We start from the raw sequence: 24,652 nt of genomic DNA, 5'->3' as shown, positions 1-24,652 counted from the left end.
TCCACGATAGTGCCGAAACTTCCTATCACGCGGCGTGAGAGCGATGCGATCGTCGGGACATGATCCTCGTTACGGGTGCCACCGGCACCATCGGTAGTCACGTCGTGCGTCTGCTCACCGAACAGGGCGTGCCGTTTCGGGCGATGTCCCGCCGCGAGCGGCCCGGAGGGGTGCGGGCCGACTTCGACGACCCGGCGTCGCTGGCGCGCGCGGTGGCCGACGTCGACACGGTCTTGCTCGTAACCGTGCCCCCCGTGCCGACCGCGGACCACGACATCGCCCTGGTCACGGCCGCGCGGGCGGCGGGCGTCCGTAAGGTCGTCAAGCTGTCCGCCATCGGCAGCGGCGAGCGATTCGACGGGGCGACCGTTGGCGCGTGGCACCTTTCCGCCGAGGAGGCGATCGAGGCCAGCGGGCTCGTGTGGACGATGCTCCGCCCGCCGAGCTTCGCCTCGAACTTCTTGTGGTACCGGGCGCTGGTCCAGGCCGGAGAGCCGATCCCGAACCTGGTCGGCGACTCCCGGCAGGCCATCGTCGACCCTAGGGACGTGGCTGCCGTCGCCGTCGCCGCCATGACCAGCGAAGCGCACGACGGGCAGCGGTACGACCTGACCGGGCCGGAGCTGCTGACGTTCGCAGACCAGGCGGCGATCCTGGAGCGCGTGCTGGAACGGCCGGTCAAGATCACCGACACGGATGCGCTTGACCAGTTGCCAGCCGGGATGATCACTGGCATCGGCTGGGCGCGCGCCGGCGGTGCGGCCTATGTCACCGACCACGTGCCGCGGGTGCTCGGCCGGCCGGCGGGCACGTTCGAGCAGTGGGCACGCGACCACCGGGAGACATTCGCGGCGATGCCGTAACCCAACACCGGCGCCGACGCCGACGCCGACGCCGAGACCACCATGAGGAACAGCAAGGTCACTTACAACTTGGCCAGAACCGGTCTCGGCGGGATCTCCAACTCAGACGGCACCGTGTCTCTCACCGCCACCCGTGTGGCGAAGAACGTCCCCAGCAACTGCACGCCCGGTGCTCCGGCAGTGGTCGGCTGCACCAACTGACACACGACGCTCCAGGAGCCGGCACCACTACAGTGCGGGCCAGGCTGCTGCGGTGACCTGCTTCTCGAACCAGTGCTGCGCGTAGGGCTCGTCGTTGAAGGCGGGGACCTCCCGGAAACCGTAGGAGTGGTACAGACCGATCGCGGCGTCGAGTGCCCTGTTGGTGTCCAGGCGCAGCAAGCTGCAGCCCCGCCGGGCGGCCCGCGCCTCGAGCTCGGCAAGGAATCGGCGGCCGAGACCGAGGCTCCTGGCGTGGGGCGCGACCCACATGCGCTTGACCTCGGCCGGCGCGCCGGACGGCATCTTCAGACCGGCGCAGCCGACGGGCTCGCCGTGCAGCCGGGCAACGAGGAACACCCCGTTCGGTGGCCGGAGTTCACCCGCGTCGGGCAGCAGGCTCAGTGCGGGGTCGAAGCCGCTCTCGAAGCGCTCCTGCAACTCGCTGAAGTAGGACCGCAGACAGCGCTCGGACTCGGGCTGCTCCGGATCGACTTCCTCCAGTGTGACGGTCGCGGCGGTCAGCAACCTGTCGACCTCGGCCATGGCGGCGACCAACCGGGCACGCTGCGCGGTGTTGAGCGGCGCCAGGAGTGAGCCGGCCAGTTGGTCGCTGCGGCCGTCGAGCGCGGCGCGCTCCGCGCGGCCGGCATCGGTGAGCCGGACGGTGCGCACACGCTTGTCCCGGAGCTGGGGCTCCACCGTCACCAGTCCGTCGGTTTCCAGGGAGCGCAGCAGCCGACTCACATACCCGGAATCGAGCGCGAGGCGTTCGCGCAACTGCCGTACGTCCTGGCCCTGGTCCCCGATCTCCCAGAGCAGCCGCGCCGCGCCGATGGGCCGCTCGCCGCCCAGATAGCGATCGTTCAGCGCGCCCACGCTTTCGGTGACGGTGCGGTTGAACCGCCGCACCTGGTCGATCTGCACAGCATCCATTCTCTGACCTTAGTCAGAGAATCCCGCAACGGCCATGGGTGGCCGCACCTAACACACACCCGAGTGCGGCCGTTCCCCTCGCTGCCCCGGTTCGACCGCAGCGACTCGTGGTGCAGCGCGATCGATGTACAGGGTCCGTAGAGTCGGCCCATGGTTCCGGTTCCCCCGCGTGCGGCGACGGGCACGCAGACCGCACCCGGGCCCCGCAGGCAGCGGTGGGTACTGGCCGCCACCAGCCTCGCCCTCGGCATGACGTTCCTCGACGAAACGGTGGTCGGGGTCGCCCTCCCGACGATCAGGGACGACCTCGGAATGAGCGTCGCGCTCTCCCACTGGGTGCCCAACGTGTACATCCTCGCGTTCGCCTGCGTCGCTGCTGCGGGCGGCCGGTTCGGGGACCTGTTCGGGGCGCGGAGAATGTTCCTGCTCGGGACGGCCGGATTCGCCGCCGCCTCGTTGCTGTGCGGGCTGGCCGGCAACGGTGGTGCGCTGGTCGCGGCACGCGCCGTCCAAGGCGCTGCGGCAGCGGCCATGCTCCCCCAGACGATGACGATCATCACGAACACGTTCCCGCCGGAGCGGCTGGCCAAGGCGATCGGGACGTATGTCGGCGCCGCGTCGGTCGCTCTCGCCGCCGGTCCACTGCTGGGCGGCCTGCTCACGCAGAGCCTCGGATGGCGCTCGATCTTCTTCCTGAATCTTCTGCCCGCTGCGGCCATCGTCGTGATCACCCGCCGTGCGGTCGACCGGCGCCCACCGGGCGAGCTGTCGCACGCGGGCTTCGACGTGCGCGGCCTGGTCACCTCGGTGGCCGGCCTCGGCCTGGTCGTGACGTCAGTCATGCAGTCCGGGGGCCAGGACCGGCCGGCCGCCGCCGTCCTCGCGCCGCTCGGGGCGGGACTGGTGCTGCTGTGGCTGTTCGTTCGTGTCGAACTACAGCGACGTGCGCCCCTCGTGGACGTGGGCCTGCTGACGAACCGCCGGTTCCTCGGCTCGGCCGTGATGGTTCTCTGCGCGCAGTTCAGCTTCCTCGCGGCCGTGGTGTACGGGGCCGTCTACGTACAGGACTCGCTCGGACTCAGCCCGTCGGCCGCCGGTCTCGCGATGCTTCCGGCCATGGTCCCGACGGTGGCGCTCGCGCCCGCCACCGGAGCGCTGGTACGGCGTTTCGGTGCCCGGCCGCTGACCGTGGCGGGCGCGGCGGGCGGCGCGCTGGGCTTCGCTCTGATGGGCGTGGCCGTGGGGAGTGACAGCTACTGGCCGTTCGGCGCCGCGCTGCTCGTGTGGGGCGTGTCGATCCCCTGCGTCTACAACCCGGCGATGTCGGTCGCCATGACCGCACCGCCGGTCAGCCGTCGTGGTGGGGCGTCCGGACTGCTGGAGATGTGCCTGCAGGTCGGCGGAACACTCGGCACGGCACTCGTGGGAGCGACGTTGCTCCACGGCCACGGAGGGGAGACGCCGCTGCCGGGCGCCGCGTTCGGCACCGGCTTCTTCCTCACCGCGGGCGTGCTCGCGGCCGCGGCGCTGACGCAGCTTCTGCTGATGACCACGGATCGTGCGGCGCGACGCGACGAACGATCCGGTGCCGGGTGAGGCCGGTGCACCCGCAGCGGGAGTGACGGCTGGCTGCCGCCGAACGGAGGACAACCGGTGGACCGCCGCGACACGCGTCCTGGCAGCCCGCACCAACCCCGAACCTCCGCTTCCCGTACTGTCCGCCGCTTCGCACGCGCCGTCCGGACGCCGTCGCCTTTCACAGGGCCCGGCGATTGCCGCCTCCGCCGACGTTCCGCTCAGCAAAAACGGGTATACGGATCGCGAACGGACAAACAAACCGTTGGTAGAGCGAGCGAGAGAGGGGAAGGCGATGAGTTCGAGCATGTGGATCGTGACCGCGGTGATTGTTGCGCTGGTCGTGGCAACCTTCGCGGTGGCCGTCATTCTGCTCGTGAAACTCGCAGCCGCTCGTCGCCACCTCCGGGCCGCCGGAGTTCCGCTCGAGAACAAGGCCGCATTCTGGGGTGCGGTGATTTATACGGTGTGGCCCATGGATCTCCTGCCGGATCCGATCCTGATCGATGACATCGGGATTCTGCTGCTCGCCCTGCGAACGTTGACGTCGGCCGCGGCGAAGGCCGGCGAGCAGTCGGGGACGGCACCACAGCGGTCTTGAGGTCGGGGAAGTCTGCAGGAATCATCGGCCGTCGACCTGGCGGCACACCGTCGGTCGAGCCATTTCGCACTGACCGTCCTCGCCGACCCGAAGCACCTCTCCGGCCGCACATCCGAGCACCAGGACCGGACTGCCCGCCACTGTGAACCGGTCAGGCTCCACCAGCCATGCAGGCAGCACCTCGACACCGGGCGCCCGGACGTGGCGTGGCCGGCCAGAAGTCGTATGTGAATGCCGGCAGGCGGCTGAGGACCGAGCGGCATGCGCGTGGTCGCCCCACGGACAGACGACCGCGCTCCCCGAGGCCGCCCAAGATCCGAAAGGGAAGTCCTGGTTCTGCCACGGTGTTTGCCGTGACTGTTCCAACGGAGCGATCACCCCCGCGCATACCCAAGTGGCGACTTGCTCGGCTCCGTCCTGACAACCCGTGAAATGGACCGCTCCCGCCCGGTCGGCGGGGTCGCTCACCCGAACGCGAGTGACTGGTCGCGCGTGGACATGGCCTGGCTTACGGTCCGAAATGGATCAGGCCGGGCCGCTTCCGGCGCCATCCGGCGTCCGGTCCGCCGCCCTGACACATCCGCCAGGACGGCGGCAACCGGCCCGGAGGCCCCACATGACTCGTCACCGCATCACCGACCCGCCGTCTGCGATCCGTGAACGACGGTCGGTCCGCCGCCGAGCCGTGCCCATGCTGGCCGCGGCCGCACTGCTCACCCTTGCGCTCCCGGCCGCCGCAGCCCACGCAGCCCCGCCCACCTGCTTCGGTGCCCCCGCCACGATCACCGGCTCCGGCACCCTTGACGGAACCCCCGGCAACGACGTCATCGTGGGGTCCCCCGGGGTGGACACGATCGACGGCTTCGGCGGTAACGACCTCATCTGCGGACTCGATGGAGGCGATTCCATCAACGGCGGCCTGGGCAACGACCGGATCGACGCGGGCCCCGGCGACGACCTGGTGCGGGGTGACGTCTTCCGCACGACCGGGGACGCGGTCGGCAACGGTGGCAACGACCTGCTGCTTCTGGGCGACGGGAACGACCGCGCCTCCGGAGACAACGTCGCCTTCAACGGCAACGCCTCGGGCGCCGGAAACGACAGGATCGAGGGCGAAGCGGGCAACGACAGCCTGGCCGGGGACAACAACTCGTTCACCGGCAGTACAACGGGCGCGGGCAACGACGTCATCAACGGCGGCCCAGGCGTCGACGACATGCGCGGCGACAGCAACGCGGCGACCGTCGCCACCGGGGCAGGCAACGACGCCCTGGACCTGGGAGCGGACGGCGGGTTCTTCGCCATCGGGGACAACAACCTGGTCACTGTGGACGGCACGTCGACCAGTGCGGGCAACGACTCGATCAGAGGCGGCACCGCGGACGATCTCCTGATCGGCGACAGCTCCGCGAACAACTCCCTTCGAGCCGGCAACGACCGGATCGCGGGACGCGGCGGAGCCGACACGCTGTTCGGCGACAACGTCGACTTCACCGGCACCACCACCGTAGGCACCGCTGGTGGGCGGGACGTCCTTTCGGGCGACGCCGGCAATGACACCCTTCGGGCCGGCCCGGCGAACGACTTCCTCAACGGAGGACCGGACACCGACACGTGCGACGGCGAAGCCGGAACCAGCGACTCCGCCGTGGCGTGCGAGACGGTCACGGACATTCCGTAACGTTGTGCGTTGCCGTGTCGGATGTCCTGTTCGCCGACTGATCAACGGGTGACGCCCCCAACCGCCGCGAGCTGCGAATGCGTCCTCGGACCCGGCCGTGATCTCCCGCAAGGGCGCCCCGATGTTCAAGAACCTCGGCACGTTCCGCTGCGTCGTGGAGGGGAACAGACGCCTCGCCGCGCAGGACGGTCCCGACGGACCCCCCGACTCGGTTCAGTCCAGCAGCACACCCGGGTTGAGGATTCCGTGGGGGTCGAGCGCGCCTTTCGCGGCACGAAGGGCGAGGGCGAAGGGTTCGGGGCGTTGGCGGTCGTAGCCGGGGCGGTGGTCGCGGCCGACGGCATGGTGGTGCGTGATGGTGGCGCGGTGACGGTGGAGGACGTCGTTCGCGACGGCCTTGAGATCGTCCCAGAGACCGACTTCGTCGCCCGGGCGGCCTGCGGCGAGCACGGTGAAGTAGGGGGCCGCGCCGTCGGGATAGACGTGGGTGAGACGGCAGTTGATGGTGGCGGGGTAACCGGTGGCCTTGTGTGCGGCGATGCCGACCTCGGTGCGGACAGCGTCGATCAGAGCGGGAAGCCGGTCCCAGGTGGTGGCCGTCTCGAACGTCTCGGCCACGGCTCCCATCCGGGCCAGGCCGTCGCGCAGGTAGGGCATGCGCAGGAACGCGGAGCGCCATGCGCCGACGGCCGTGCCGTCCGCGTCGCCGGTGGCGGCGGATGAGGCTCCGGCTCGTCCGCCGTGGGAGCGGGCCAGGTCGAGGGCCTGGGCGAGGCGGGCGTCGACGGGCGCGGTGGCCGACTCGAAGCCGAGGACGAGTACGGCGGAGCCGTCGGCGGCGGCGCCGGAGAGCGCGGCCTCGCCTGGGTCCAGCAGGCGGCAGTTGGCAGGGGCGAGGTCGGACTGGGCGATGGCGCGCACCGCGCGCAGCGCGGCGTGGAAGTCGGTGAACGTGAGTGACGCGGACGCTTTGTGGTGGGGGCGTTCCTGCAGACGCATCCACGCCTCGGTGATGATGCCGAGCGCGCCCTCCGACCCGATGAAGAACCGGTCGGGAGACGGTCCGGCACCGGATGCGGGCAGACGCCAGGAACTGCTGGTACCGACGGGAGTGACCACGCGAAGGGACTCGGCGAAGTCGTCGATGTGGGTGTGGACGGTGGCGTAGTGGCCCCCCGCACGGGTGGCGAGCCAGCCGCCGAGGGTGGAGAACTCGAAGCTCTGCGGGAAGTGGCGCAAGGTGAGGCCGTGGGGCCGCAGTTGGTCCTCGAGTGCGGGGCCGAGGGCGCCGGCCTGTATACGGGCGGCGCGGCTGTCGGTGTCGATCTCCAGGACCCTGTCCATCGCGGTCAGGTCCAGGGACATCACGGCACGGTGGGCATCGCCGCGGTACTCCACGCCTCCGGTGACGGAGGAGCCGCCGCCGTACGGGATCACGGCGACGTCGTGGTCGCAGGCCCACTCCAGCAGTTCGGTCACGTCCTGTTCGCGGGCAGGGTGGGCGACCAGGTCGGGGATCCGGCCCGGCGTGCCCCTCAGGGCGCGGATGACGTCGCGGTATGCCTTGCCCATGGCGTGGGCGGCCCGTGGTCCGGGGTCGGCGGTGATCAGGTGCGCGAGGCTGTGCGGGGGTTCGACGGCGGGGCGGCCGATGTCCAGGTCGGCGATACGGGGAACGGGCAGCGGGTGCGCGAGGGTGCCGGGGAGCAGGGCGCCCATCGCGGCGCATTCGGCGTCGTCGGGGTGGGCGTCGGCCCACCCCCATCCCCACCAGGAGCGGGCGCGGGTGGTACGGGGCGTGGTCGTGGCATCGGCCATGGGCTGCTACTCCAGCGGTAGAGCTAATTTACCCAACGGTAAATTACCGTATGGTAATATTCATGGCATGACAACCCCTCGCTCCCGGGCCGGCACCAAAGGCGTACCGCGGGCCCGCCGCGAACAGCAGATCGTGGCCGCCGCCACCGAGGAGTTCGGCCGCGGTGGCTACGAGGCCACCTCCCTGGCGGCCATCGCCGCACGCGTCGGCGTCACCAAGACGCTGCTGCACCAGTACTTCGGCGGCAAGCAGGACCTCTACCTCGCCTGCCTCACCCCGGTCGGCGACCGACTGCTGGACGTCATACGCGCCGCGATGGCACCCGGCGGCGGTGCCGCACCACACTCACCCCTGCTGGTGTTGCAGAGCGTCTTCACCGCCCTGGAGGGCCGACGCGAAGCGTGGTTCGTGCTGTACGACGCCTCGCTGCCCCCCGACAGCGAACCCGCCCGCCGCGCCGCGCACTACCGGGCCGCCATCGACCAGCTCGCCGCGACCGGCACCGCCGACCTGCTGCGCACGGCCGGGTCCACCGACCCCCTCGACGCGGACGCCCTCAAGTACGCCTGGCGGGGCCTGTTCACCGCCCTGGTCCGCTGGTGGATCAACCACCCCGACCAGTCCCCGGACGCCATGGCGCAACGCTGCGCCCGCCTCTTCGCCGCAGCGCACAGCGCGCTGGCGCCGGGCACCGAGAAGTAGCGGGCCACGAGCGCCATTTGCGTGGCCGTCTCACCTCTGCCACAGACGTGGCGGTTCAAGGCTGTGCCGAGCTCGACCCGCCTGCGACATGACCTCCGGCGTGCGGCAGGATGACTGCTCGCGCCGAGTGGACTTGCACGTCCCGGAGGTGACCGCACAACCGCACTCCCAGAATGCACAGGTGGCAAGGTGACGACAGATCACAACCGGCTCGCAGCGGCAACCACCGCTCGCTCGCTTCCCGTTGCGACGGGAGGGAACCGGTGAATCGTGATCTCACCTTGCACGACGTGATCCTCGCCGGAATCGCGGTGGCCGCGGGCATCGCAGCAGCCCTGTTGCTGCGCGTGATCCTGAAATGGCTCGGCGAACGGGCCGACAGAACCCGTTGGAGCGGCGACGACATCATCGTCGCCGGCCTGCGGGCGCTGGTCCCCTGGGCCGCTGTCACCGGCGGCGCGGCGATCGCCGCGTCGGTGCTGCCGCTCACCGCCGGGGTGGGGCGCAACGTCTCCATGACGCTCACTGCCGTGCTCATCATGGCCGCGACGCTCACGGTCGCGAGAATCGTCGCCGGCATGGTGCAGGCGCTGGCCCAGTCCAGGTCGGGTGTCGCCGGGTCGGCCACCATATTCGTGAACATCACACGCGTCGTGGTGTTGGCCATGGGAGTCCTTGTCGTACTGGAGACCATGGGCGTCTCCATCGCTCCGCTGCTCACGGCGCTGGGCGTGGGAGGTCTGGCAGTCGCTCTGGCTCTGCAGGACACCCTGGCCAACCTCTTCGCAGGTGTGCACATCCTCGCTTCCAGAACGGTGCAGCCCGGAGACTACATCCGGCTCAGCAGCGGCGAGGAGGGCTATGTCGTCGACATCAACTGGCGCAACACCGTGGTACGCCACATCTCCAACAACCTGGTGATCATCCCCAACACGAAGCTGTCCGGCACCAACATGACCAACTACCACCGGCCGGAGCAGCAGATGACGCTCAACGTCCAGGTGGGCGTGGGCTACGACAGCGACCTGGAGCACGTCGAGCGGGTCACCACCGAGGTCGTCGAGAGCGTGATGACGGACATCGCCGGTGGCGTCCCCGATCACGAACCCGCCGTTCGTTTCCACACGTTCGGCGACTCCAGGATCAGCTTGACGGTGATCCTGGGCGTCGGCGAGTTCAGCGACCAGTACCGGATCAAGCACGAGTTCATCAAGCGTCTGCACCGGCGCTACCGCGCCGAGGGCATCAGCATTCCCGCTCCGACACGGACGATCGCCGTGCGGCAGGGTGAGTCGCCGATCCCCCACCAGCGCTCCGCCCAGGACCCGCTGAGTGCGGTCCTCAACGACTCCGCCGTTTGACGGCCGGAGTGGGGAAGGGGCCAGGGGGCCACCTCGGTCCCCCGCCTCCTTGCAGCCACGGCGATCAAGAAATATCCGCCGGCGTGTAGTGGGAGCCGACCGCAGGCTGGCCCGTGTAGTTCGGGCCGGCGCCCAGGTAGCGGAACGGCAGCGTCATCCTGCGCGGGCCCTGGAGGGTGAGCCGGTGGTGGCGGGCGCTGTAGCGGTACCCGGCTGCGCGCAACGCTGTCACGGCAGCCCGCCCGGCCGGCGAACCGTCGGCCCATCGGATCGAGCCGGGGTCGAAATGCGCGAGCAGCAGGCCGTCGGGGGCGAGCCATGAGGCGGCCCGGCCGAGCAGCCCGAGCTGGTCGCCGACATAGTGCAGGCCGTGCACGCAAGTGATCAGGTCGTAGGTCCGTGCCGGTGTCCAGCGCGTGACGGAGGCGGTGACCTGTTCCCACACCGGCGGCGCCGGCAGGGGGACGAGGGGCCCCACCAGGTCGACGCCGGTGAGTACCGAGTCGGCAGGCAGAGCGGACGCGGCCTCGTGCAGCGCGCGACCCTCGCCACTGCACAGATCGAGCCACGACGGTGCGGCGAGGCCGTCTGTCAGGTAGGCCAGGGGGTCGAAACCGAGCTCGTTCGCGATCGTGCGGTGTCGCCGACAGGGAACGGACTCCACCCCGCCGTCCCGGTCCGTACCCGGCGAATGCGTATGCATCGGCAACCGTGCAGGTCAGCCCACCGGACCTCGGCACAGTGGGCGCATCGGCCCGCGGCCGCCGGCGACCTTCAGCCCACGTTCTTCTCGCCCCATGTCACATTCGTCCGGTGCTGCCTCGTCTCTGGTTCGAGAGCCAATTCCGGAATCGAGAGGGTGATGGTTGTGAGGGTGTTCGTGGCAGGCGGGACCGGGGTCCTGGGGCGGCGACTGGTGCCGCAGCTCGTGGCCAAGGGTCACCAGGTGACGGCGACCACGACGAGCGCGGCCAAGGTGGGCTTGTTGGAGCAGCTGGGCGCAGATGCTGTCGTGATGGACGGGCTGGATGCGCTGTCGGTCGGTGAGGCGGTGGCGGCCGCCCGGCCGGACGCGATCGTGCACCAGATGACCGCGATCGCCGGCAAACCCGATATCAAGCACATGGACCGGTGGTTCGCCACCACCAACCGGCTGCGCACGGAGGGGACGGATCATCTGTTGGCCGCCGCCGAGGCGACCGGCGTTCCCCACTTCGTCGCGCAGAGCTACGCGAACTGGAACGGCATCCGCGAGGGCGGATGGGTGAAGACCGAGGAAGATCCGCTGGATCTGATGACGGGGACCTCGGCGCGCCCGGGGATGGAGGCGATCCACCACGTCGAGGACGTGGTCGTGAAGGCCGGCGGCGCGGCTCTGCGATACGGCGGGCTCTACGGGCCCGGTGCCACCGACGACCAGGTCGAGCTCGTGCGCAAGCGGCAGTTCCCGCTCGTCGGGGGCGGCACCGGCTACAGCTCGTGGGTGCATCTCGACGACGCGGCGAGCGCCACTGTCCTGGCCGTGGCGCAAAAGGCGACCGGCGTGTTCAACATCGTCGACGACGAGCCGGCCCCGGCAGGCGAGTGGCTGCCCTATCTGGCAGCGTGCGCGGGCGCGAAGCCACCGATGCGGGTCCCCAAGTGGCTGGCCCGGCTGCTGGCCGGGGAAGTGGCGGTGACGATGATGACCGAGGGGCGCGGCTTCTCCAATGCCAAGGCCAAGCGGGAGCTCGGCTGGGTGCTGCGCTATCCCTCGTGGCGGCAGGGCTTCCGGGAGAGCCTCGGGTGATGCCCGGACCGTGGAGTTCGACCGGCTGCGACCTCTGCTGTTCGTGATCGCCTGCCGGATCCTCGGCAGCGTGGGCGAGGCAGAGGTCGCGGTCCGGGAGCGCTGACTGCGAGGCGGTCCAGGACAAGGTCCTGGCCCGGTCATCGGCTCGCCGGCCCACGGCGTGCCTCGTTCCGATGCACAGACCCCGTCTGTGCATCGGATCAAGGCGGCATACGCTCTGGGACATGCACAGCACGCTGACGGAGCACGCCCGGTGTCTCTACGGAGACGAGTACCGGCCAACGCCCGAGTGCGACCGTGAGCACAGGGAGCACTACTTCGTCGAAGAGCTGACCTTCGCTGACGCGGATGCGATTCTCGCCATGATGCATGAGTTGTGTCCTCAGAGGGTGGACGGCCTCCTGCCGGTCTGGGTGCGCAACTTGGCCTACAGGCTGGTGCTGTTGCAGCGTCCGGACGACCCGGCGCTCATGCGGGAGGCGGCCGAGAGCCTCTGGTTTCATGGTCCTGACTGGGACGGCATTGCGGATGACCTGAAACGGCGGGCCGACGCTCTCGAATCGGGCTGAGCCGAGTCGGCACGGCTGCTTGCGTTGGGGGCCGGAGAGACGGATCCCAGCAGGCGGGCTCCGGGTCAGGGCCGCGCGGCGGGATCCGAGCCACCCATGTCCAGTCGGAACGGAGGGTATTCGTCCGTCATGAGGCCGGCGTAGGCGGCAACACGTAGCACCCGGCGGTCGAGTCCGATGATCAGGTCGAACAGGTCTCTCGGGTACTTCTCGGTGAAGGCCAGGATGACTGCGGCAATGACGGCCAACAGGGTGATCAGTCCCCCGCCCCACCACACGGCCCTGACGCCTCCGGTGAAGAACACGATCACGAGGTATTGCGGAATCGCCAGCAGCCACCACTTCACCAGCACGAGCCCACGTGAGAGCCGTTCCGGATAGGCGATGTCCAGGCGGGCCGGATAGCCGGTTTCCGCCCTGAGACTGAACGGCGGGTAGCGATCCGTGCCCAGTCCCCCGTAGCCGTAGTACGAGACTCTCCAAGTCCACCGCAGGACACCGAGATTGAAGTCGAACAGCGGGCGTGGGTAGCGTTCGGTGAACAGAATCGCGAAGAACGCCACGATGGCGACCAGTGAGAATCCGACCCACAGGAAGAACAGCACGACATAGTGCGGGATCAGGATCAGCCACTTCACCAGCCACAGCCAGCGTGAAAGCGGTGATTCCAGTACCGCCTCCACCCTGACGGGCGCGTACGGGGCAGGGGCCGTGGTCATGACTCTCCACTCCCTCGGGCCGGGAACGGCGGTTGCGGGTGGGGATGTGACTACCCACTCGTGTTGCGCTCGCAGGCGAGAACGCGCCGTCCGTGCCGTGGTCGGCCACCGGCCGGGGGCCCCGTCGGCACGCGACGGGGGCGCCCGTTCCGACAGAGCAATCGCCTGCACTCGCGGCTGTCAAGCACCCCACGTCCAGTCTGTTCCCGCCGCTCAGCAGCCGCATGAGCAGCAGACCCCATCGTGTTTCGCACGGGCAGCAGGCCTCGCCGCCGGCCCTCACGCCGATTCCGCCTGTGTCGCGTTGCCTGTTTCACGAAAGAGTCAAGGACCACTAAAGCGGGCATATCGCCCAGACAGGGTTCCGCTCGGAGGAGGTCGGCGCCATGGTCGAGACACTGTTGACGACGTTGGCCGTCGCCGGCTCCGCAGCGGTACTGTACGTAGCCGCCGCGGCACGCGTGGTGAAGCAGTACGAGCGCGGTGTCGTTCTCCGCTTCGGCAGGCTGCGAGGCGGGATCCGGGGCCCGGGATTCGCCATGATCGTCCCCGTAGTGGACCACCTGCACAAGGTGAACATGCAGATCGTGACGATGGCGGTGCCCGCCCAGGACGGCATTACCAGGGACAACGTCACGGTCCGGGTGGATGCGGTGATCTACTTCAAGGTGGTCGACCCGGCCGACGCCATCATCCGGGTCGAGGACTACCGCTTCGCCGTCTCGCAGATGGCGCAGACGTCACTGCGCTCGATCCTGGGAAAGAGCGAACTCGACGACCTGCTCTCCAACCGGGAGAAGCTCAATCAGGGGCTGGAGCTGATGATGGACTCCCCCGCCGTCGAGTGGGGTGTGAGCATCGACCGCGTGGAGATCAAGGACGTCTCGCTCCCGGAGACCATGAAGCGGTCGATGGCCCGTCAAGCGGAGGCAGACCGCGAACGGCGTGCCCGCATCATCAACGCGGATGCCGAGCTGCAGGCGTCCAGGAAGCTCGCGGAAGCCGCCGGTGTGATGGCCGATCAACCCGCCGCCCTGCAACTGCGTCTGCTGCAAACCGTGGTGGCGGTGGCCGCGGAGAAGAACTCCACCCTCGTGCTGCCCTTCCCCGTCGAACTGCTGCGGTTCCTGGAACGGGCAACTCCGCAACAACCCGTTCAGACGCCGGAATCACTGCCCACGTCCGATGCGAAGCCTCCCCCTCCGGAGGCGGCGGATGTCGGGATTCGGCTGGAGGAATCCCTCACCGGCTCGCCGGTCCTCCCCGTCGGCCACCGGAACGGTCAGCAGCCGTAACGCGCGGCAGGGTGCGGCAGGTCGTGTCGGCGTGTTCAGTCGTGTCGGCGTGTTCATGGGGACACGCCGACACGACTCGGGCTGACGCCACACGAACTCGACGCGCCTCCCGACCGTTCGCCGCCGGACCACTGCCGCATCGCGTACGAAGCAGCAACGGCTCGCCAGGGACGGCGGCGGCTACTGGCGGCCTTGTTCTTCGATCGCATGGCACGTGCGGTTCTCCGAAGATGCCCGGTTGACGTGCACATCATCAAGACGCGCTGCACCGGTGGGACAGGTGTCCGAGGACAGGCGCCACAGGTCGTCGCCGAGCGCCGGCGTCTCGTCGTCCCGGGGAAACCTGTGCGAGAGGGCACCGCACCCGCGGCTCGCTCCGAGGCCCGACCCGGCGGACCGGGGCGTTGAGCCCACCGTGATCGGCGAGTTCTCCCCGACGCATCCCGTCGGTGAATCTAGGCTCTGCATCAGATCGTGGAACTGGGGGCAGCCGGAAAGCGGGTGGCATGCTTGCCGTCGCGGTGATCGCGGGGATCCTTTTCGTCTGGGCGCTTCTCGCACGCCGACTGGCACGATGGAGCATTACCGCCCCCCTCGCCATGATGGGCGCCGGCATCGCCCTGACCGCCGGCTCCGATCCGCCGCTCTGGTTCGAACTCGACACGGGCGTCTTCGAGCACTCGGTGGAGGTCGTCCTCGCCCTCCTCCTGTTCGTCGACGCCACCGAAGTCCCGCAGGGCATTCTCAGGAAGGAGAAGGGGCTTGTCGTGCGCCTGCTGGGAGGCGGGCTGCCGCTCACCCTGGCCGCCGCGTTCCTTGCCGGCTACGCGCTCTTCCCCGACCAACCCGGCTGGATCCTCGCGGTGCTCGCCACTGTCGTCGTTCCCCTGGATCTCGCGCCCACGGCCGCCGTCATCCGGGACAGCCGCATTCCCTCGCGCCTGCGCGAAGTGCTCAATGTCGAGGGCGGTCTCAACGACGGCATCATCTCTCCCCTCTTCCTCCTCTGCGTCGCCGCCAGCGCCGAGGGGCACCGCGCGGGAGCCGACTATGCGGAGGCGCTCCTCGACGCCCTCGCCGCCTCCGCATGGGCCGTCGCCACGGGCCTCGTCATCGGCGCCGCGGCAGGACGGCTCCTCAGCTGGTCGTGGTCGCACGGCTGGACCGAGCCGACCGCCACGCGCCTCGGTGTGCTCGCCGTACCCATCGCTGCATACGCCCTGTCCGGGGCGCTCGGCGGCAACGGGTTCGTCGCCGCTTTCGTGGCCGGCGTCTGCCTCGCCCCGGCGATGCGCCGGCTTCCCGCCGGATCGGTGGAGATGACCGACGACCTGGTTGCGCTGTTCACCATCGCGCTCTGGTTCCTCTTCGGCGAGATCGTCAACAACGCCTTCTGGGACGGGCTGCAGGTGTCCGTCGTCCTGTACGCGCTGCTCGCCGTAACCCTGGTGCGCATGCTCCCCGTCATGCTCGCTCTCATCGGCACGGGGCTGAGTCTGACGGACAAACTGTTCCTGGGGTGGCTCGGCCCCAGAGGCGTGACATCCATCGTGTTCGGATCACTCGCGGTGATCGAACTCCCGGTCTCCAGCGGCGATTTCATCGCCCAGGTGATGGTCATGACCGTCATGTTCAGCATCGTGCTGCACGGCCTGAGCGCAGAGCCGATCGGCCGCTTCTACGGCCGGGCTTCAGCCAGGGCAACCGTTCCGAAGGAGTGAGCGCAACCGTCGGCGCCGGGACCTGGCAGGTACCTGTTCCTGAGCCCGAGCTCTGTCCGAAGGCGCGGCCGCCACGTCGGCCGATCGGTCCGGCGCGACGACCGAGGTCGCGGGCGTCGTGGCGCGCCGATCTTCCGAAAGCCGCGTTCGGCGGTGGGCGGCCGGGAGAATCTGCTGGACGAAGGGTCGTACAGCCTGGGCAGGAAGGTCGGCGAATGGGTGACCTTCGGCAAGGACGGCAACGAGACCAGGCGAAGGAAGCACCGCTGACGGCGTGCACCGGACGCTGCTCCGGCGCGGGGCGGGCGCTGACCGGCGCGGGGCGGGCGTCGCTGACCGATCCATCGGCCATCAGGCTCGCTGCTCGGTCGTGGGGGGCTGTGATCCGGGGGCACCGGCGGTCCGACCCACGGCCTCCGGCCACCTATCCGCGGTGGTCCCGGGCCCGGGTGTTCGGACACCTCACAGCGAGGGCCGCGATGTCGTCGTCGAGCCTTCCCCCGCTGTAGTGGAGCAGGTCCCGGTGAAGCCGGTCGAGCAGCTCGCGGGGTGACGCCGGGCCGTGCAGCCGCATCCATTCCGGCAGAGGGAAGAACTCGCCGATGCGGTCCCGTGTCTCCGTTACGCCGTCGGTGTAAAGCAGCAGCTGGTCACCGTCATCGAAGGCAACGGTGTCGACGCAGTAGCGACCCCCGATGAGCGTCGCGAGGTTGAGGGGCGGCGAGGGGGCGGTGGGGTCCAGGACGCGGACCTCCCCACGGTGCACGAGCAGCGGCGGTGGGTGCCCGCAGTTGAGCAGTCTGACCCGCCCGCCGCCGGGCGCAATCTCGATGATGAGCGCGGTGGCAAAACGCTCCGGCAGATCCGGCCCGGGGAACCCTGCGCTGTGGCGGGCGATGCTGGTCTCCAGGCGATGGATGATGCCCCTCAGGTCTCTCTCGTCGTACGCGGCTTCCCTGAAACAGCTGATCACCGCCGCGGCGGCCCCTACCGCGGGCAGGCCCTTGCCGCGTACGTCGCCGATGAGCAGCCGGACGCCGTACGGAGTGTCGGCCGCCTCGTAGAAGTCGCCGCCGATCCGGGCCTGCTCCTGGGCCGCCAGATACAGCGACTCGATCTCGACGCCGGCCATGCGGCGTGGCAGAGGGCGCAGCAGCACCTTCTGGGCCGCGTCGGCGACGAGCCGGACATGGGCGAGTGTCTCCTCCCGCTGGATTCGGACATGGCTCGCGTATGCGGCCGCCAAGGTGACGGCGACGATCGCAGCCGCCGTGTACGGAGTGCCCAGGTCGGTGTAGAAGAAGCTGAGGCTGATCATGGCCAGCAGGCAGAAGATCCCCAGCAGGATCGTGGGGAGCACAGGCCACATCGCGGCGGCGAGGGCGGGTGCGGCGGGCAGGAGGCGACTGAAGGCGATCTCCCTCGGTGTGGAGAACGCCAGAGCGGCGATGAGGACGGTAAGGATCACCGGCGACAGCCGGGCGGCTTCCCACCGGCCGCCGCCGTAACGAGGACGACGGCGACGTAGCCGCCCGGACGCGATCACAAAATGCATCATATCTGTGCGAAGCGGACCTTCATGTTCTCCGAGGTCCGAGCGGCCTGCCCTCGAGGCCGGCGCTGCACTTCCCGACGGGGGCGACCCACAGGAAGCCGTCCGACTGCTCGTCCGCGACCCCGGCGGGCCAAGAGCTCGCGCACGGCCACCCTCGGCCGGCGGCGCGATGCGCGCCGACCCGCTCCACAGCACACCCTGCCGCAGGGGCGGCGCCCCCTTGGCGCAACAGGAAGGATGAATCGGATCTACCGCATATTTGCGGCATTGTGCCCCATGCTGGTTCATGTCGCGCCGGGCCCCGCCCGACGCGACGCCCCTCCCCCGGGGCGAGAACGAGCACAGGTGCGACCGACCGGAGGACCATGTACAGGCAGGATCACACCCTCCCCACCCCTCCCACCCGGCGTGCCGTACTCGGCGCCGGGATCGCCGCAGCGGGATCCACACTGGTCACCGCCTGCTCGGGCAACGGGTCCGACTCCACGGTCAGCGCAAAAGAGGAGGCCGCCGGTGCCGGAGGCTCCGTCTCCGCGGACGGCAAGAAGGTCCAGCCCACATGGACACCCAGCCCCGAGGGGAAGGTCCGCGGGCTCACCCTCACGGCCACACGGGGCACCGTCGAGATCGGCGGCGGACGCACCGTCAGGACCTCGACGTACAACGGCGAACTGCCCGGCAAAGCGGTGCGGATCACCGCCGGCGACACACTCCAGATGACGCTCGCCAACCACCTGACCGAACCCACAACGGTGCATTGGCACGGCATCGCCCTGCACAACAACATGGACGGTGTGCCGCACGTGACACAACCGCCCGTCAAACCGGGCGGATCGTTCACCTACCGCTTCCAGGCGCCGCACCCCGGCACGTACTGGTTCCATCCGCACCTGGGCCTGCAGGTCGACCGCGGAATGTACGCGCCACTGATCGTGGACGACCCCAACGAGCCCCTCGCCTACGACGCGGAATGGATCGTCCTGCTGGACGACTGGATCGACGGCGCCAACGGCGCGAGCCCCGAAAAAGTCTTCGACCAGCTCCGCAAGGGCAAGCCGGCCATGAACCACGGCTCCCCGCACCACGGAGGGCACGACCGCGGCACCCGGCCCGTGCCGTCGAAGCCCTCCGGAGGAATCGCGGCCGGATACGGGCCGCCAGGCGCCCACGCGCCGGAGCACGACGACGCGTCGCCGTCACCGCAGGGGAAGAAGGAACCCGACCTGCTGATGAAGGGCGCTCGTAGCGCACTGCTCGGCGGGCACGCCGGCGACGTCGCCTACCCGCACTACCTGATCAATGGACGCACCCCCGACGACCCCACCCAGTTCAGAGCCAGCCCCGGCGACCGCATTCGGCTGCGCATCATCAACGCGGGAGCCGAAACACCGTTCCGTGTGGCACTCGGCGGCCACCAGATGACGATCACCCACAGCGACGGCTTCCCGGTACGCCCCCACCGGACCGACGCCCTGCTCATCGGCATGGGCGAACGCTACGACGTGCTGATCACCGCGAAGGACGGCGTCTTCCCGCTCACCGCGCTCGCCGAAGGCAAGGGCGGCGCCGCCATGGCCGTCCTTCGCACTGCGAGCGGCGCAATCCCCGGTCCCACAACCCGCCCCGCAGAGTTGCAGCGCGACATCCTCACCTCGGCCCGCCGTCTCAGGCCCCACGAGTTCGTCGAGCTCGACCGGCGCAGACCCGACCGGATCGTCAAGGTGACCTTCACCGGCGGCGTGCAGGAATACGACTGGGCCACCGACCATGTCCCGTACACGCCCGACCGCGTCCACCGCATCGAATACGGCGAACGCGTACGACTCGTCATCATCAACGCCACCGACATGTGGCACCCCGTCCACCTCCACGGCCACACCTATGCCCTCACGGGCATCAGAGACCGCGGCGCCCGCAAGGACACCGCCACCGTGCTCCCCCACAACAAACTCGTCGTCGACTTTGACGCCGACAACCCCGGGGACTGGATGCTCCACTGCCACAACCTCTACCACTCGGAATCCGGCATGATGACCACGATCGCCTATCGCCCGTAGCCCCACGTGGGAAACCGCAGCCGCCCCCACCAGGTCCGTCCGAAGGACGGTGAGGTGGGGGCTGTGCATGAGAGTTCAATACGGCCTGTCTCGTGAAGAATTCGCGGCTGCGCCGATCTGTTCCTCGGCTGCTTCGTCGAGCCGGTCGACGAGGATCATCGCCACATCGTCCGCCAAGTGCCCCTCGGTGTGGCGGATCAATGCCTCGTGCAACTCTTCCAGGAACTGGGACGGGGAAGTGTCCGACCGTATCCGCTCCATTGTCTCGGGCAGGGCGAAGAAGTCGTTGTCGCGATTGCGCGCTTCGATCACGCCGTCGGTGTAGAGCAGCAGACGGTCGCCGGGTACGAAGGGATAGCTCTCGGACTCGGCGGGAGGCCCGTCGAAGAGGTCCTCCAGGCCGAGAGGCGGCAACGGCGAGGCGGGCATCAGGGCATGGGCTCTCCCCCGGTGCAGCACCAGCGGAGGCGGATGGCCACGGTTGACGAGTTGCACCACGGGTTCGTCCGGCACCTGGGACATGAGCGCGGTGATGAATCCTTCGATCAGCGCTTCCTGATCGAAGGCACCCGGGACGGCGACCTCCCGTCGCAGTGCGGCGGAGCAGCGGTTCATGACGTCCACCAGCTCGTCCTCGTAGTGCGCGGCCTCGCGGAACGCGCCCAGCGTCACCGCGACGGCGCGCATGGCAGCCAGCCCCTTGCCCCGGACATCCCCCACGATCAGCCGGACCCCGTAGCGCGTCTCCACAGCCTCGTACAGATCACCACCTATCTGCGCGCCGGTGCCGGCTGCGAGGCAAAGGCTGGCCGCCCGCACCGGGCCCAGCCGCGCCGGTACAGGCCGCAGTACGACCTCCTGCGCTGCCACGGCGATCCGGCGAACCTGGTCGAGTTCGCTCTGCCGGCGCGTCTGCACGGCACTGCTCATGATGAATCCGGCCACGGACACCAGGGCCAACGCAAGGAAGTTGGTATAGACCTGCAGAGTGCCCCAGGCCTGGTTGTAGGTGGCAGTGGCCACACTGATTGCCAGAGCGAGAGCCGTCGCCGCGGCGGTGCCCCTGGGGCCCATCGTCACCGCGGCCAGTGCAGGAATCGCAGTGAGAAGGGGGCCGGTATAGATGAAGTGCGCGGGCGAGAACTCGATGACCAGCACGGCGAGCCCTATCGCGAACGGCACACACTTCCCCAGGGTGAAGAGGACCCGACTGTCACCGTGTGCTCCTGGTCGAGGTTGTGCGCGCAAGAGCGGCCGCATACGTACAGCGTGCCTCGCCGAAGTGAGGTACTCCACCCAAAACTGTCGCGCTTCTTCGCAGCTCCGACAGCCGCCGCCGACCCCGCGCTGCTCGCGGCCTCAAGCACGCGGCGACACGCGCCGATTCATCCGCCGACTGGAGCGCTCGGTCACCTTGAGGAGGTGACACGGTGCAGCCCTCCTCTCACCAGGCGTATCCGATCCGGTGGCCGGGGGGGTCAGAGGTATCGACCGCGGTAGGGGCTCTCGGAGCCGGCGGAGGACTTCGCGCCCGCCGCATGGCACCTCGCGAGGAGTGTGCTGGTGGGCCGTATCCGGGCGGGTACGGCACATGTCTCAGCGCCTGCGGCCGGGGCTCCATTCGTAGACGTTCGGCGCCGTCTCGACGACCTCGCCGGGCCAGGTCCGCCTCACGTGTTCCAGACGCTCTTGATGCTCATCGACCCAGTTCTCACCGGGGCGGATTCCGAGAAGAGCGGTGAGGCGGTCCGGATCCTCGACCGTCAGCGACAGCCGGCCGTCTTCGTGCATGTGAAGGACGAGGCTCAGACCACGCTCTCCTCCGATGCCGGCTTGCCGGCCCGGGGCGAGGTCCGACAGGGCTCGCTGCCAGACGTCGAGGTCCCGCCGGCAGAGTGCGACGTCCAGCCGGGCATCGAGGAAGCTCGCTGATACGAGTACGTCGGCGCTCAGGATGTCGTGGCCGGTCAGCACGCCGGGCTGCAAGCGTCCGGTGACGCGCACGATGCAGCGGTTCCCGTCCGTGTCCTCCAGGTGGATCAAATCCGCCAGGGCAGGCTCCGTCATCAAACTCACTCGCTTTCTTGCGATGGCGTGAGCCGAATCCTATGAAGTCCTATGAAGCACGCTGCCGAGCTCGCCCTCCAGGCGAAGCCCGGCTCCAGGGTGGACGTAACGGTTCTTGGCCGTAACGGCTCTCCGCCTGGCCCAGCGTGCCGAAGAAGGCCTGCGGGTGATCGGTCATGCTCTCGCGGTCGAGTGGGCGGAGTCGGGCGGACGGGCAGTGGAGGGTGTCCTGGTGGCCGATGCCCGCCGGCAACTGGACCGCAGGCGTTCACGGTTGGGGTCTCAGGAGAAGCTCTCCGGCCAGGTTGATGGCTTCGCGTCTGGTGCGTCCGGGGTGGTCCGCGGCGATGAAGTGGCGGCCGATCGCGAGCGCGAAGATCAGCGTGCTCCGTGCCTCGACTTCGTCGGGATCCGCGATGAAGCTCCCGAACATGGCGCGCAGGAACTCCATCCGGGCGTTGTCGATCCGCCGCAGTCGCATCGCGACCGACGGGTCGTGGCGCGCCCATTCACGGACCGCGAGATCAATGCGGTGCAGGTCGTCCGAGAAGGTCAACTGGCCGGCGCGCCGGACCCGTTCGGCAGGGTCACCGCCTTCGGACTCGACCTGCTCGAGGATCGCGTCGGTGCAACGGTGTTCCCACTCGTCGAGCATCTCGGCGAGCAACGCGGGACGACCGTCGAAGTACCCGTAGAAGCCGCCCTTCGTCACTCCGATCTCAGCGGCCAGAGCCTCCACCCGGACAGCGTCCGGACCGCCGCGGGCGAGGGCTTCGAGTCCCGCTTCGATCCAGCGACTTCGTGGGGTACGAGCGATGGGAGGCACCTGCTCACCTGTTCTCGGGGGGTGTGGTGTCGTCGTTGTGTACGGTAGCGTACAGATCAAAGTATACGGCTGCGTACAGAACGAGAGGTCGAAGCGTGACACGACTCCCGAAGTCCGCCTACACCGAGCATCCGTGGCGCATCCACGAATTCACCTCCGACTTCGAGGTCGAGGACGTGTGGGCGTTCCGCACCCCTGGAGCCGGGCCTGACGACTTCCCGACGATGCTGGCCGCGATGCGGACGTCCGGCGGGCTCGCGAGACAGACCGGGCCGGTGCGGTTCTTGTTCGCCGTGCGGTGGAAGCTCGGCGCACTTCTCGGCTGGGACAACCCGACGGCGGGTGTCGGTTCGCGAGTTGCCTCGCTCCGCAGGCGTCTGCCCAGCGACCTCCGCGATGCCGACCGGGGCGAGGACAACGACAGCATGCCCCTGAAGGCGATCTACGAGACGGCCACGGAGTCCGCTCGCGAACTGGCGAACAAAACCGTGCACACGGTGATGCACCTCGGCTGGGTGCAGGGCGCGAACGGTGACCACGAGCTGCGGATGGCCGTCCTCGTCAAGCCCAACGGATCGTTCGGGCGGCTCTACATGGCCGCCATCGCTCCCTTCCGATACGCCATCGTCTACCCCGCCCTGACCCGGCAGTGGGAACGAGCCTGGCGCGACCGCGACACTCTCGCCGCGCAGCACGGCGAACGGGGCTGACGATGAACGCGCACAAGCAACTGCTGCGCTAGGCGAGCGGCATCATGGTCGTGCTGGGGACAGGCCATCTGCTGCTGCTCGGTCTCTTCGCCCGGGCAGACATCGCCGGTTGGGTGGACCGGGGGATCTGGGCAGCCGTCCCGCTCGCGCCGACGGACAGCGGAGCAGACCGGACGGTGGAGTCCCTTCAGAATCAGGTCACCTTCTGGGCCGGTCCGGGAAGCTTCGCCGTGCCCCTGATTCTTCTGGGCTGCCTGACATGGCACCTCGCCGGCCGCGGGGTGGCCGTGCCCGCCGGGATCGGGTGGGGCCTCGCGGCGTGGTGTTTCGTCGGCGGCGTCCTGCTGGTGCCGTCTCCGTACTTCGCGGGCGTCATCTCCGGCGCACTCATCATCCTGGCGACACGCAAGGACTCCCGGTCGCGGGCAGCCCGCGACCGGGAGAACAACCTGGCGGCGGAGAAGTAGGGCCTCTCGTTCAGATCATCGGATCGTTGGGCCGGGTGTGCCGTTGACCGACGGATTCGTCTGGGCTCCCGCTTGGGCACCGCCCCGGACGCCGGGCAAGAGCCGTGCGCTGGGCCGGAGTCAGCCTGCCGTGCTGGGCTGTGACCAGGTGTGCGCCGGAGGGGGTGCGCTGAAGTGTCAGTGGTCCGCAGACCTCCGGTTGGTTCTCGGCGGCTTGCACAGCAGTGGCGGCGCGCACCTGTGGCCAGCCGAGGGCTGCGGCGAGTTCACTGGTGGTCAGAGGTCGGGCCGCGTGGAGGAGAGCGGCAAGTACGGTGATCGCGTCGTCGAGCGGCGCGGTGACCGACGGGCCGGTCATGTCCCGGTGGATTCCGGCGAAGAATTGCCGCATTGCCTCAAGCCGTGCTCCTGCCGGGGTGCTGGGGCCGAACAGGTCAGCACCCACCTTGGCGGTCTCGGCCCACACCCCGTTCTTCTGGGCGCTGGTCAGCCAGGCGCGGAGCCAGACGTCGTCGTCGATGACGTAGCGTGCGCGGCGACGGCCGGGCTCGTGCTCGCGTGTGAGGACGTCGAGCCCTTCGAGGTACCCCACGGCCTTGGACACCGAGGCCGGGCTGACCCGCAGCCGTTGGGCGAGTTCCGCAGCAGTCCGCGCACCAGAGGGGGAAGTGACCAAACAGGCCAGTACCCTGGCGGCCGTGCGGGGCAGTCCGGTCCCGATCATCATCGTCGCGAATCTGTCCACGAAGGCGCGAACGGCGGCGGGGTCCCGCCCGTGCGTGGCCTCGGCGTCGGCCGCCGGTGGCGGCGTGGGCCGAGGCGGCCGGTTGCGTCGCTGCCAGGCGCTGGCCCGGTCGGCGTGTTCCGCGCGGTATCCGCCGGGCCCGCCGTGGCGGGCAACCTCCCTGCTGACGGTCGAAGTCGGCCGTCCCAGCCGTCGGGCGATCGCGGCGTACGGCAAGTTCTCGGCCAGTCCCGCCTCAACGTCCCTGCGGTCCTCCGCGGTGAGTCTCCTGCCGCCCATATCCGCCCTCCCACCGTGGGCACCGCGAGCCGGCCGCACGCGACCGACTCCGCACGCCCCCGTGCGTTGCGTTAGCCGTCACCGGCAACGCTACAAGATCCGGGAAACTCCCCG

23 protein-coding genes are annotated in these 24,652 nt (G+C 69.3%); 14 read left to right on the top strand and 9 right to left on the bottom strand.

Annotated features, from left to right (window positions below; translation table 11 throughout):
* The first annotated feature begins 104 nt into the window (after positions 1–104).
* Together AC067Z_RS13395 and AC067Z_RS13390 are read left to right on the top strand one after the other, a co-directional pair.
* A complete protein-coding gene (locus tag AC067Z_RS13395) occupies positions 105–863 on the top strand; it encodes an NAD(P)H-binding protein (protein WP_478789616.1) in 759 nt (252 codons plus the stop codon).
* A gap of 69 nt (positions 864–932) precedes the next feature.
* Positions 933–1,064 carry a hypothetical protein gene (locus AC067Z_RS13390; RefSeq protein ID WP_478789615.1) on the top strand — a complete coding sequence of 44 codons (132 nt, stop codon included), beginning with the start codon at positions 933–935 and terminating at the stop codon, positions 1,062–1,064.
* Positions 1,065–1,091: 27 nt separating this feature from the next.
* On the opposite strand, the gene AC067Z_RS13385 is transcribed toward AC067Z_RS13390, so the two are convergent.
* On the bottom strand, positions 1,092–1,997 hold the full coding sequence (locus AC067Z_RS13385) for a GNAT family N-acetyltransferase (RefSeq protein WP_478789614.1): 906 nt from the start codon (positions 1,995–1,997) through the stop codon (positions 1,092–1,094).
* A 150-nt stretch (positions 1,998–2,147) separates the two neighbouring features.
* Between AC067Z_RS13385 and AC067Z_RS13380 the strand changes: the two genes are divergently transcribed.
* From AC067Z_RS13380 to AC067Z_RS13370, 3 genes are all read left to right on the top strand, one after another.
* Positions 2,148–3,593, top strand: a complete 1,446-nt coding sequence (locus AC067Z_RS13380; RefSeq protein WP_478789613.1) for an MFS transporter — start codon at positions 2,148–2,150, stop codon at positions 3,591–3,593.
* A gap of 286 nt (positions 3,594–3,879) precedes the next feature.
* Entirely contained in the window at positions 3,880–4,173 is a 294-nt protein-coding gene (locus tag AC067Z_RS13375) for a YkvA family protein (RefSeq protein ID WP_478789612.1), read from the top strand.
* A 616-nt stretch (positions 4,174–4,789) separates the two neighbouring features.
* Positions 4,790–5,854, top strand: a complete 1,065-nt coding sequence (locus tag AC067Z_RS13370) for a calcium-binding protein (RefSeq protein WP_478789611.1) — start codon at positions 4,790–4,792, stop codon at positions 5,852–5,854.
* Between the two features lie 213 nt (positions 5,855–6,067).
* Here the strand turns inward: AC067Z_RS13370 and AC067Z_RS13365 are convergent, their stop codons facing one another.
* Positions 6,068–7,672 (bottom strand): FAD-binding oxidoreductase, encoded by a 1,605-nt coding sequence (locus tag AC067Z_RS13365; protein WP_478789610.1) that lies wholly within the window; start codon positions 7,670–7,672, stop codon positions 6,068–6,070.
* Positions 7,673–7,739: 67 nt separating this feature from the next.
* Here AC067Z_RS13365 and AC067Z_RS13360 point away from each other — a divergent pair, with 67 nt between their 5' ends.
* Both AC067Z_RS13360 and AC067Z_RS13355 read left to right on the top strand, forming a co-directional pair.
* The gene (locus tag AC067Z_RS13360; protein WP_478789609.1) at positions 7,740–8,375 is read left to right on the top strand and encodes a TetR/AcrR family transcriptional regulator; all 636 of its coding nucleotides are present in this window, start codon (positions 7,740–7,742) and stop codon (positions 8,373–8,375) included.
* 263 nt (positions 8,376–8,638) lie between these two features.
* On the top strand, positions 8,639–9,736 hold the full coding sequence (locus AC067Z_RS13355; protein WP_478789608.1) for a mechanosensitive ion channel family protein: 1,098 nt from the start codon (positions 8,639–8,641) through the stop codon (positions 9,734–9,736).
* A gap of 64 nt (positions 9,737–9,800) precedes the next feature.
* Here AC067Z_RS13355 and AC067Z_RS13350 read toward each other — a convergent pair whose 3' ends face one another.
* Positions 9,801–10,439 carry a class I SAM-dependent methyltransferase gene (locus AC067Z_RS13350; RefSeq protein ID WP_478789607.1) on the bottom strand — a complete coding sequence of 213 codons (639 nt, stop codon included), beginning with the start codon at positions 10,437–10,439 and terminating at the stop codon, positions 9,801–9,803.
* A 159-nt stretch (positions 10,440–10,598) separates the two neighbouring features.
* Here AC067Z_RS13350 and AC067Z_RS13345 point away from each other — a divergent pair, with 159 nt between their 5' ends.
* Positions 10,599–11,525, top strand: a complete 927-nt coding sequence (locus AC067Z_RS13345; protein ID WP_478789606.1) for an NAD-dependent epimerase/dehydratase family protein — start codon at positions 10,599–10,601, stop codon at positions 11,523–11,525.
* A 227-nt stretch (positions 11,526–11,752) separates the two neighbouring features.
* Complete coding sequence (locus AC067Z_RS13340) at positions 11,753–12,097, top strand: hypothetical protein (RefSeq protein ID WP_478789605.1); 345 nt, start codon at positions 11,753–11,755, stop codon at positions 12,095–12,097.
* A gap of 65 nt (positions 12,098–12,162) precedes the next feature.
* On the opposite strand, the gene AC067Z_RS13335 is transcribed toward AC067Z_RS13340, so the two are convergent.
* Positions 12,163–12,816: a DUF4389 domain-containing protein gene (locus AC067Z_RS13335; protein ID WP_478789604.1), complete on the bottom strand. Its 654-nt coding sequence runs from the start codon at positions 12,814–12,816 to the stop codon at positions 12,163–12,165.
* Between the two features lie 386 nt (positions 12,817–13,202).
* Here AC067Z_RS13335 and AC067Z_RS13330 point away from each other — a divergent pair, with 386 nt between their 5' ends.
* Together AC067Z_RS13330 and AC067Z_RS13325 are read left to right on the top strand one after the other, a co-directional pair.
* A complete protein-coding gene (locus AC067Z_RS13330; RefSeq protein WP_478789603.1) occupies positions 13,203–14,111 on the top strand; it encodes a slipin family protein in 909 nt (302 codons plus the stop codon).
* A 506-nt stretch (positions 14,112–14,617) separates the two neighbouring features.
* Positions 14,618–15,832, top strand: coding sequence for a cation:proton antiporter (locus AC067Z_RS13325; RefSeq protein WP_478789602.1), 1,215 nt, complete (start codon positions 14,618–14,620; stop codon positions 15,830–15,832).
* 424 nt (positions 15,833–16,256) lie between these two features.
* Here the strand turns inward: AC067Z_RS13325 and AC067Z_RS13320 are convergent, their stop codons facing one another.
* The gene (locus AC067Z_RS13320; RefSeq protein ID WP_478789601.1) at positions 16,257–17,378 is read right to left on the bottom strand and encodes a PP2C family protein-serine/threonine phosphatase; all 1,122 of its coding nucleotides are present in this window, start codon (positions 17,376–17,378) and stop codon (positions 16,257–16,259) included.
* A 374-nt stretch (positions 17,379–17,752) separates the two neighbouring features.
* On the opposite strand from AC067Z_RS13320, the gene AC067Z_RS13315 reads away from it, so the two are divergent.
* The gene (locus AC067Z_RS13315) at positions 17,753–19,444 is read left to right on the top strand and encodes a multicopper oxidase family protein (RefSeq protein ID WP_478789600.1); all 1,692 of its coding nucleotides are present in this window, start codon (positions 17,753–17,755) and stop codon (positions 19,442–19,444) included.
* Positions 19,445–19,519: 75 nt separating this feature from the next.
* Here the strand turns inward: AC067Z_RS13315 and AC067Z_RS13310 are convergent, their stop codons facing one another.
* The 3 genes from AC067Z_RS13310 to AC067Z_RS13300 form a co-directional block, all read right to left on the bottom strand.
* Complete coding sequence (locus tag AC067Z_RS13310) at positions 19,520–20,626, bottom strand: PP2C family protein-serine/threonine phosphatase (protein WP_478789599.1); 1,107 nt, start codon at positions 20,624–20,626, stop codon at positions 19,520–19,522.
* A gap of 414 nt (positions 20,627–21,040) precedes the next feature.
* On the bottom strand, positions 21,041–21,511 hold the full coding sequence (locus AC067Z_RS13305; RefSeq protein ID WP_478789598.1) for a DUF5959 family protein: 471 nt from the start codon (positions 21,509–21,511) through the stop codon (positions 21,041–21,043).
* Between the two features lie 268 nt (positions 21,512–21,779).
* Positions 21,780–22,337 carry a TetR/AcrR family transcriptional regulator gene (locus tag AC067Z_RS13300; protein WP_478789597.1) on the bottom strand — a complete coding sequence of 186 codons (558 nt, stop codon included), beginning with the start codon at positions 22,335–22,337 and terminating at the stop codon, positions 21,780–21,782.
* A gap of 95 nt (positions 22,338–22,432) precedes the next feature.
* On the opposite strand from AC067Z_RS13300, the gene AC067Z_RS13295 reads away from it, so the two are divergent.
* Positions 22,433–23,047 carry a DUF2867 domain-containing protein gene (locus AC067Z_RS13295; protein WP_478789596.1) on the top strand — a complete coding sequence of 205 codons (615 nt, stop codon included), beginning with the start codon at positions 22,433–22,435 and terminating at the stop codon, positions 23,045–23,047.
* A gap of 44 nt (positions 23,048–23,091) precedes the next feature.
* Positions 23,092–23,514: a DUF6463 family protein gene (locus AC067Z_RS13290; protein WP_478789595.1), complete on the top strand. Its 423-nt coding sequence runs from the start codon at positions 23,092–23,094 to the stop codon at positions 23,512–23,514.
* A 10-nt stretch (positions 23,515–23,524) separates the two neighbouring features.
* Here the strand turns inward: AC067Z_RS13290 and AC067Z_RS13285 are convergent, their stop codons facing one another.
* Positions 23,525–24,538, bottom strand: coding sequence for a GbsR/MarR family transcriptional regulator (locus tag AC067Z_RS13285; protein ID WP_478789594.1), 1,014 nt, complete (start codon positions 24,536–24,538; stop codon positions 23,525–23,527).
* Positions 24,539–24,652: the final 114 nt, after the last annotated feature.

The sequence above is a fragment of the Streptomyces sp. NPDC043812 genome (assembly GCF_056436245.1).
Note: the sequence above shows the minus strand (reverse complement) of the source record. Positions and strands in the feature narration are given on the sequence as shown.

What these genes read in the sequence shown, in the direction of transcription:
- AC067Z_RS13385 (WP_478789614.1), bottom strand. Translation starts at nt 1,997, where the DNA reads ATGGATGCTGTGCAGATCGACCAGGTGCGGCGGTTCAACCGCACCGTC.
- AC067Z_RS13380 (WP_478789613.1), top strand. Translation starts at nt 2,148, where the DNA reads ATGGTTCCGGTTCCCCCGCGTGCGGCGACGGGCACGCAGACCGCACCC.
- AC067Z_RS13375 (WP_478789612.1), top strand. Translation starts at nt 3,880, where the DNA reads ATGTGGATCGTGACCGCGGTGATTGTTGCGCTGGTCGTGGCAACCTTC.
- AC067Z_RS13370 (WP_478789611.1), top strand. Translation starts at nt 4,790, where the DNA reads ATGACTCGTCACCGCATCACCGACCCGCCGTCTGCGATCCGTGAACGA.
- AC067Z_RS13365 (WP_478789610.1), bottom strand. Translation starts at nt 7,672, where the DNA reads ATGGCCGATGCCACGACCACGCCCCGTACCACCCGCGCCCGCTCCTGG.
- AC067Z_RS13360 (WP_478789609.1), top strand. Translation starts at nt 7,740, where the DNA reads ATGACAACCCCTCGCTCCCGGGCCGGCACCAAAGGCGTACCGCGGGCC.
- AC067Z_RS13350 (WP_478789607.1), bottom strand. Translation starts at nt 10,439, where the DNA reads ATGCATACGCATTCGCCGGGTACGGACCGGGACGGCGGGGTGGAGTCC.
- AC067Z_RS13345 (WP_478789606.1), top strand. Translation starts at nt 10,599, where the DNA reads ATGGTTGTGAGGGTGTTCGTGGCAGGCGGGACCGGGGTCCTGGGGCGG.
- AC067Z_RS13340 (WP_478789605.1), top strand. Translation starts at nt 11,753, where the DNA reads ATGCACAGCACGCTGACGGAGCACGCCCGGTGTCTCTACGGAGACGAG.
- AC067Z_RS13335 (WP_478789604.1), bottom strand. Translation starts at nt 12,816, where the DNA reads ATGACCACGGCCCCTGCCCCGTACGCGCCCGTCAGGGTGGAGGCGGTA.
- AC067Z_RS13330 (WP_478789603.1), top strand. Translation starts at nt 13,203, where the DNA reads ATGGTCGAGACACTGTTGACGACGTTGGCCGTCGCCGGCTCCGCAGCG.
- AC067Z_RS13325 (WP_478789602.1), top strand. Translation starts at nt 14,618, where the DNA reads ATGCTTGCCGTCGCGGTGATCGCGGGGATCCTTTTCGTCTGGGCGCTT.
- AC067Z_RS13315 (WP_478789600.1), top strand. Translation starts at nt 17,753, where the DNA reads ATGTACAGGCAGGATCACACCCTCCCCACCCCTCCCACCCGGCGTGCC.
- AC067Z_RS13305 (WP_478789598.1), bottom strand. Translation starts at nt 21,511, where the DNA reads ATGACGGAGCCTGCCCTGGCGGATTTGATCCACCTGGAGGACACGGAC.
- AC067Z_RS13290 (WP_478789595.1), top strand. Translation starts at nt 23,092, where the DNA reads ATGGTCGTGCTGGGGACAGGCCATCTGCTGCTGCTCGGTCTCTTCGCC.
- AC067Z_RS13285 (WP_478789594.1), bottom strand. Translation starts at nt 24,538, where the DNA reads ATGGGCGGCAGGAGACTCACCGCGGAGGACCGCAGGGACGTTGAGGCG.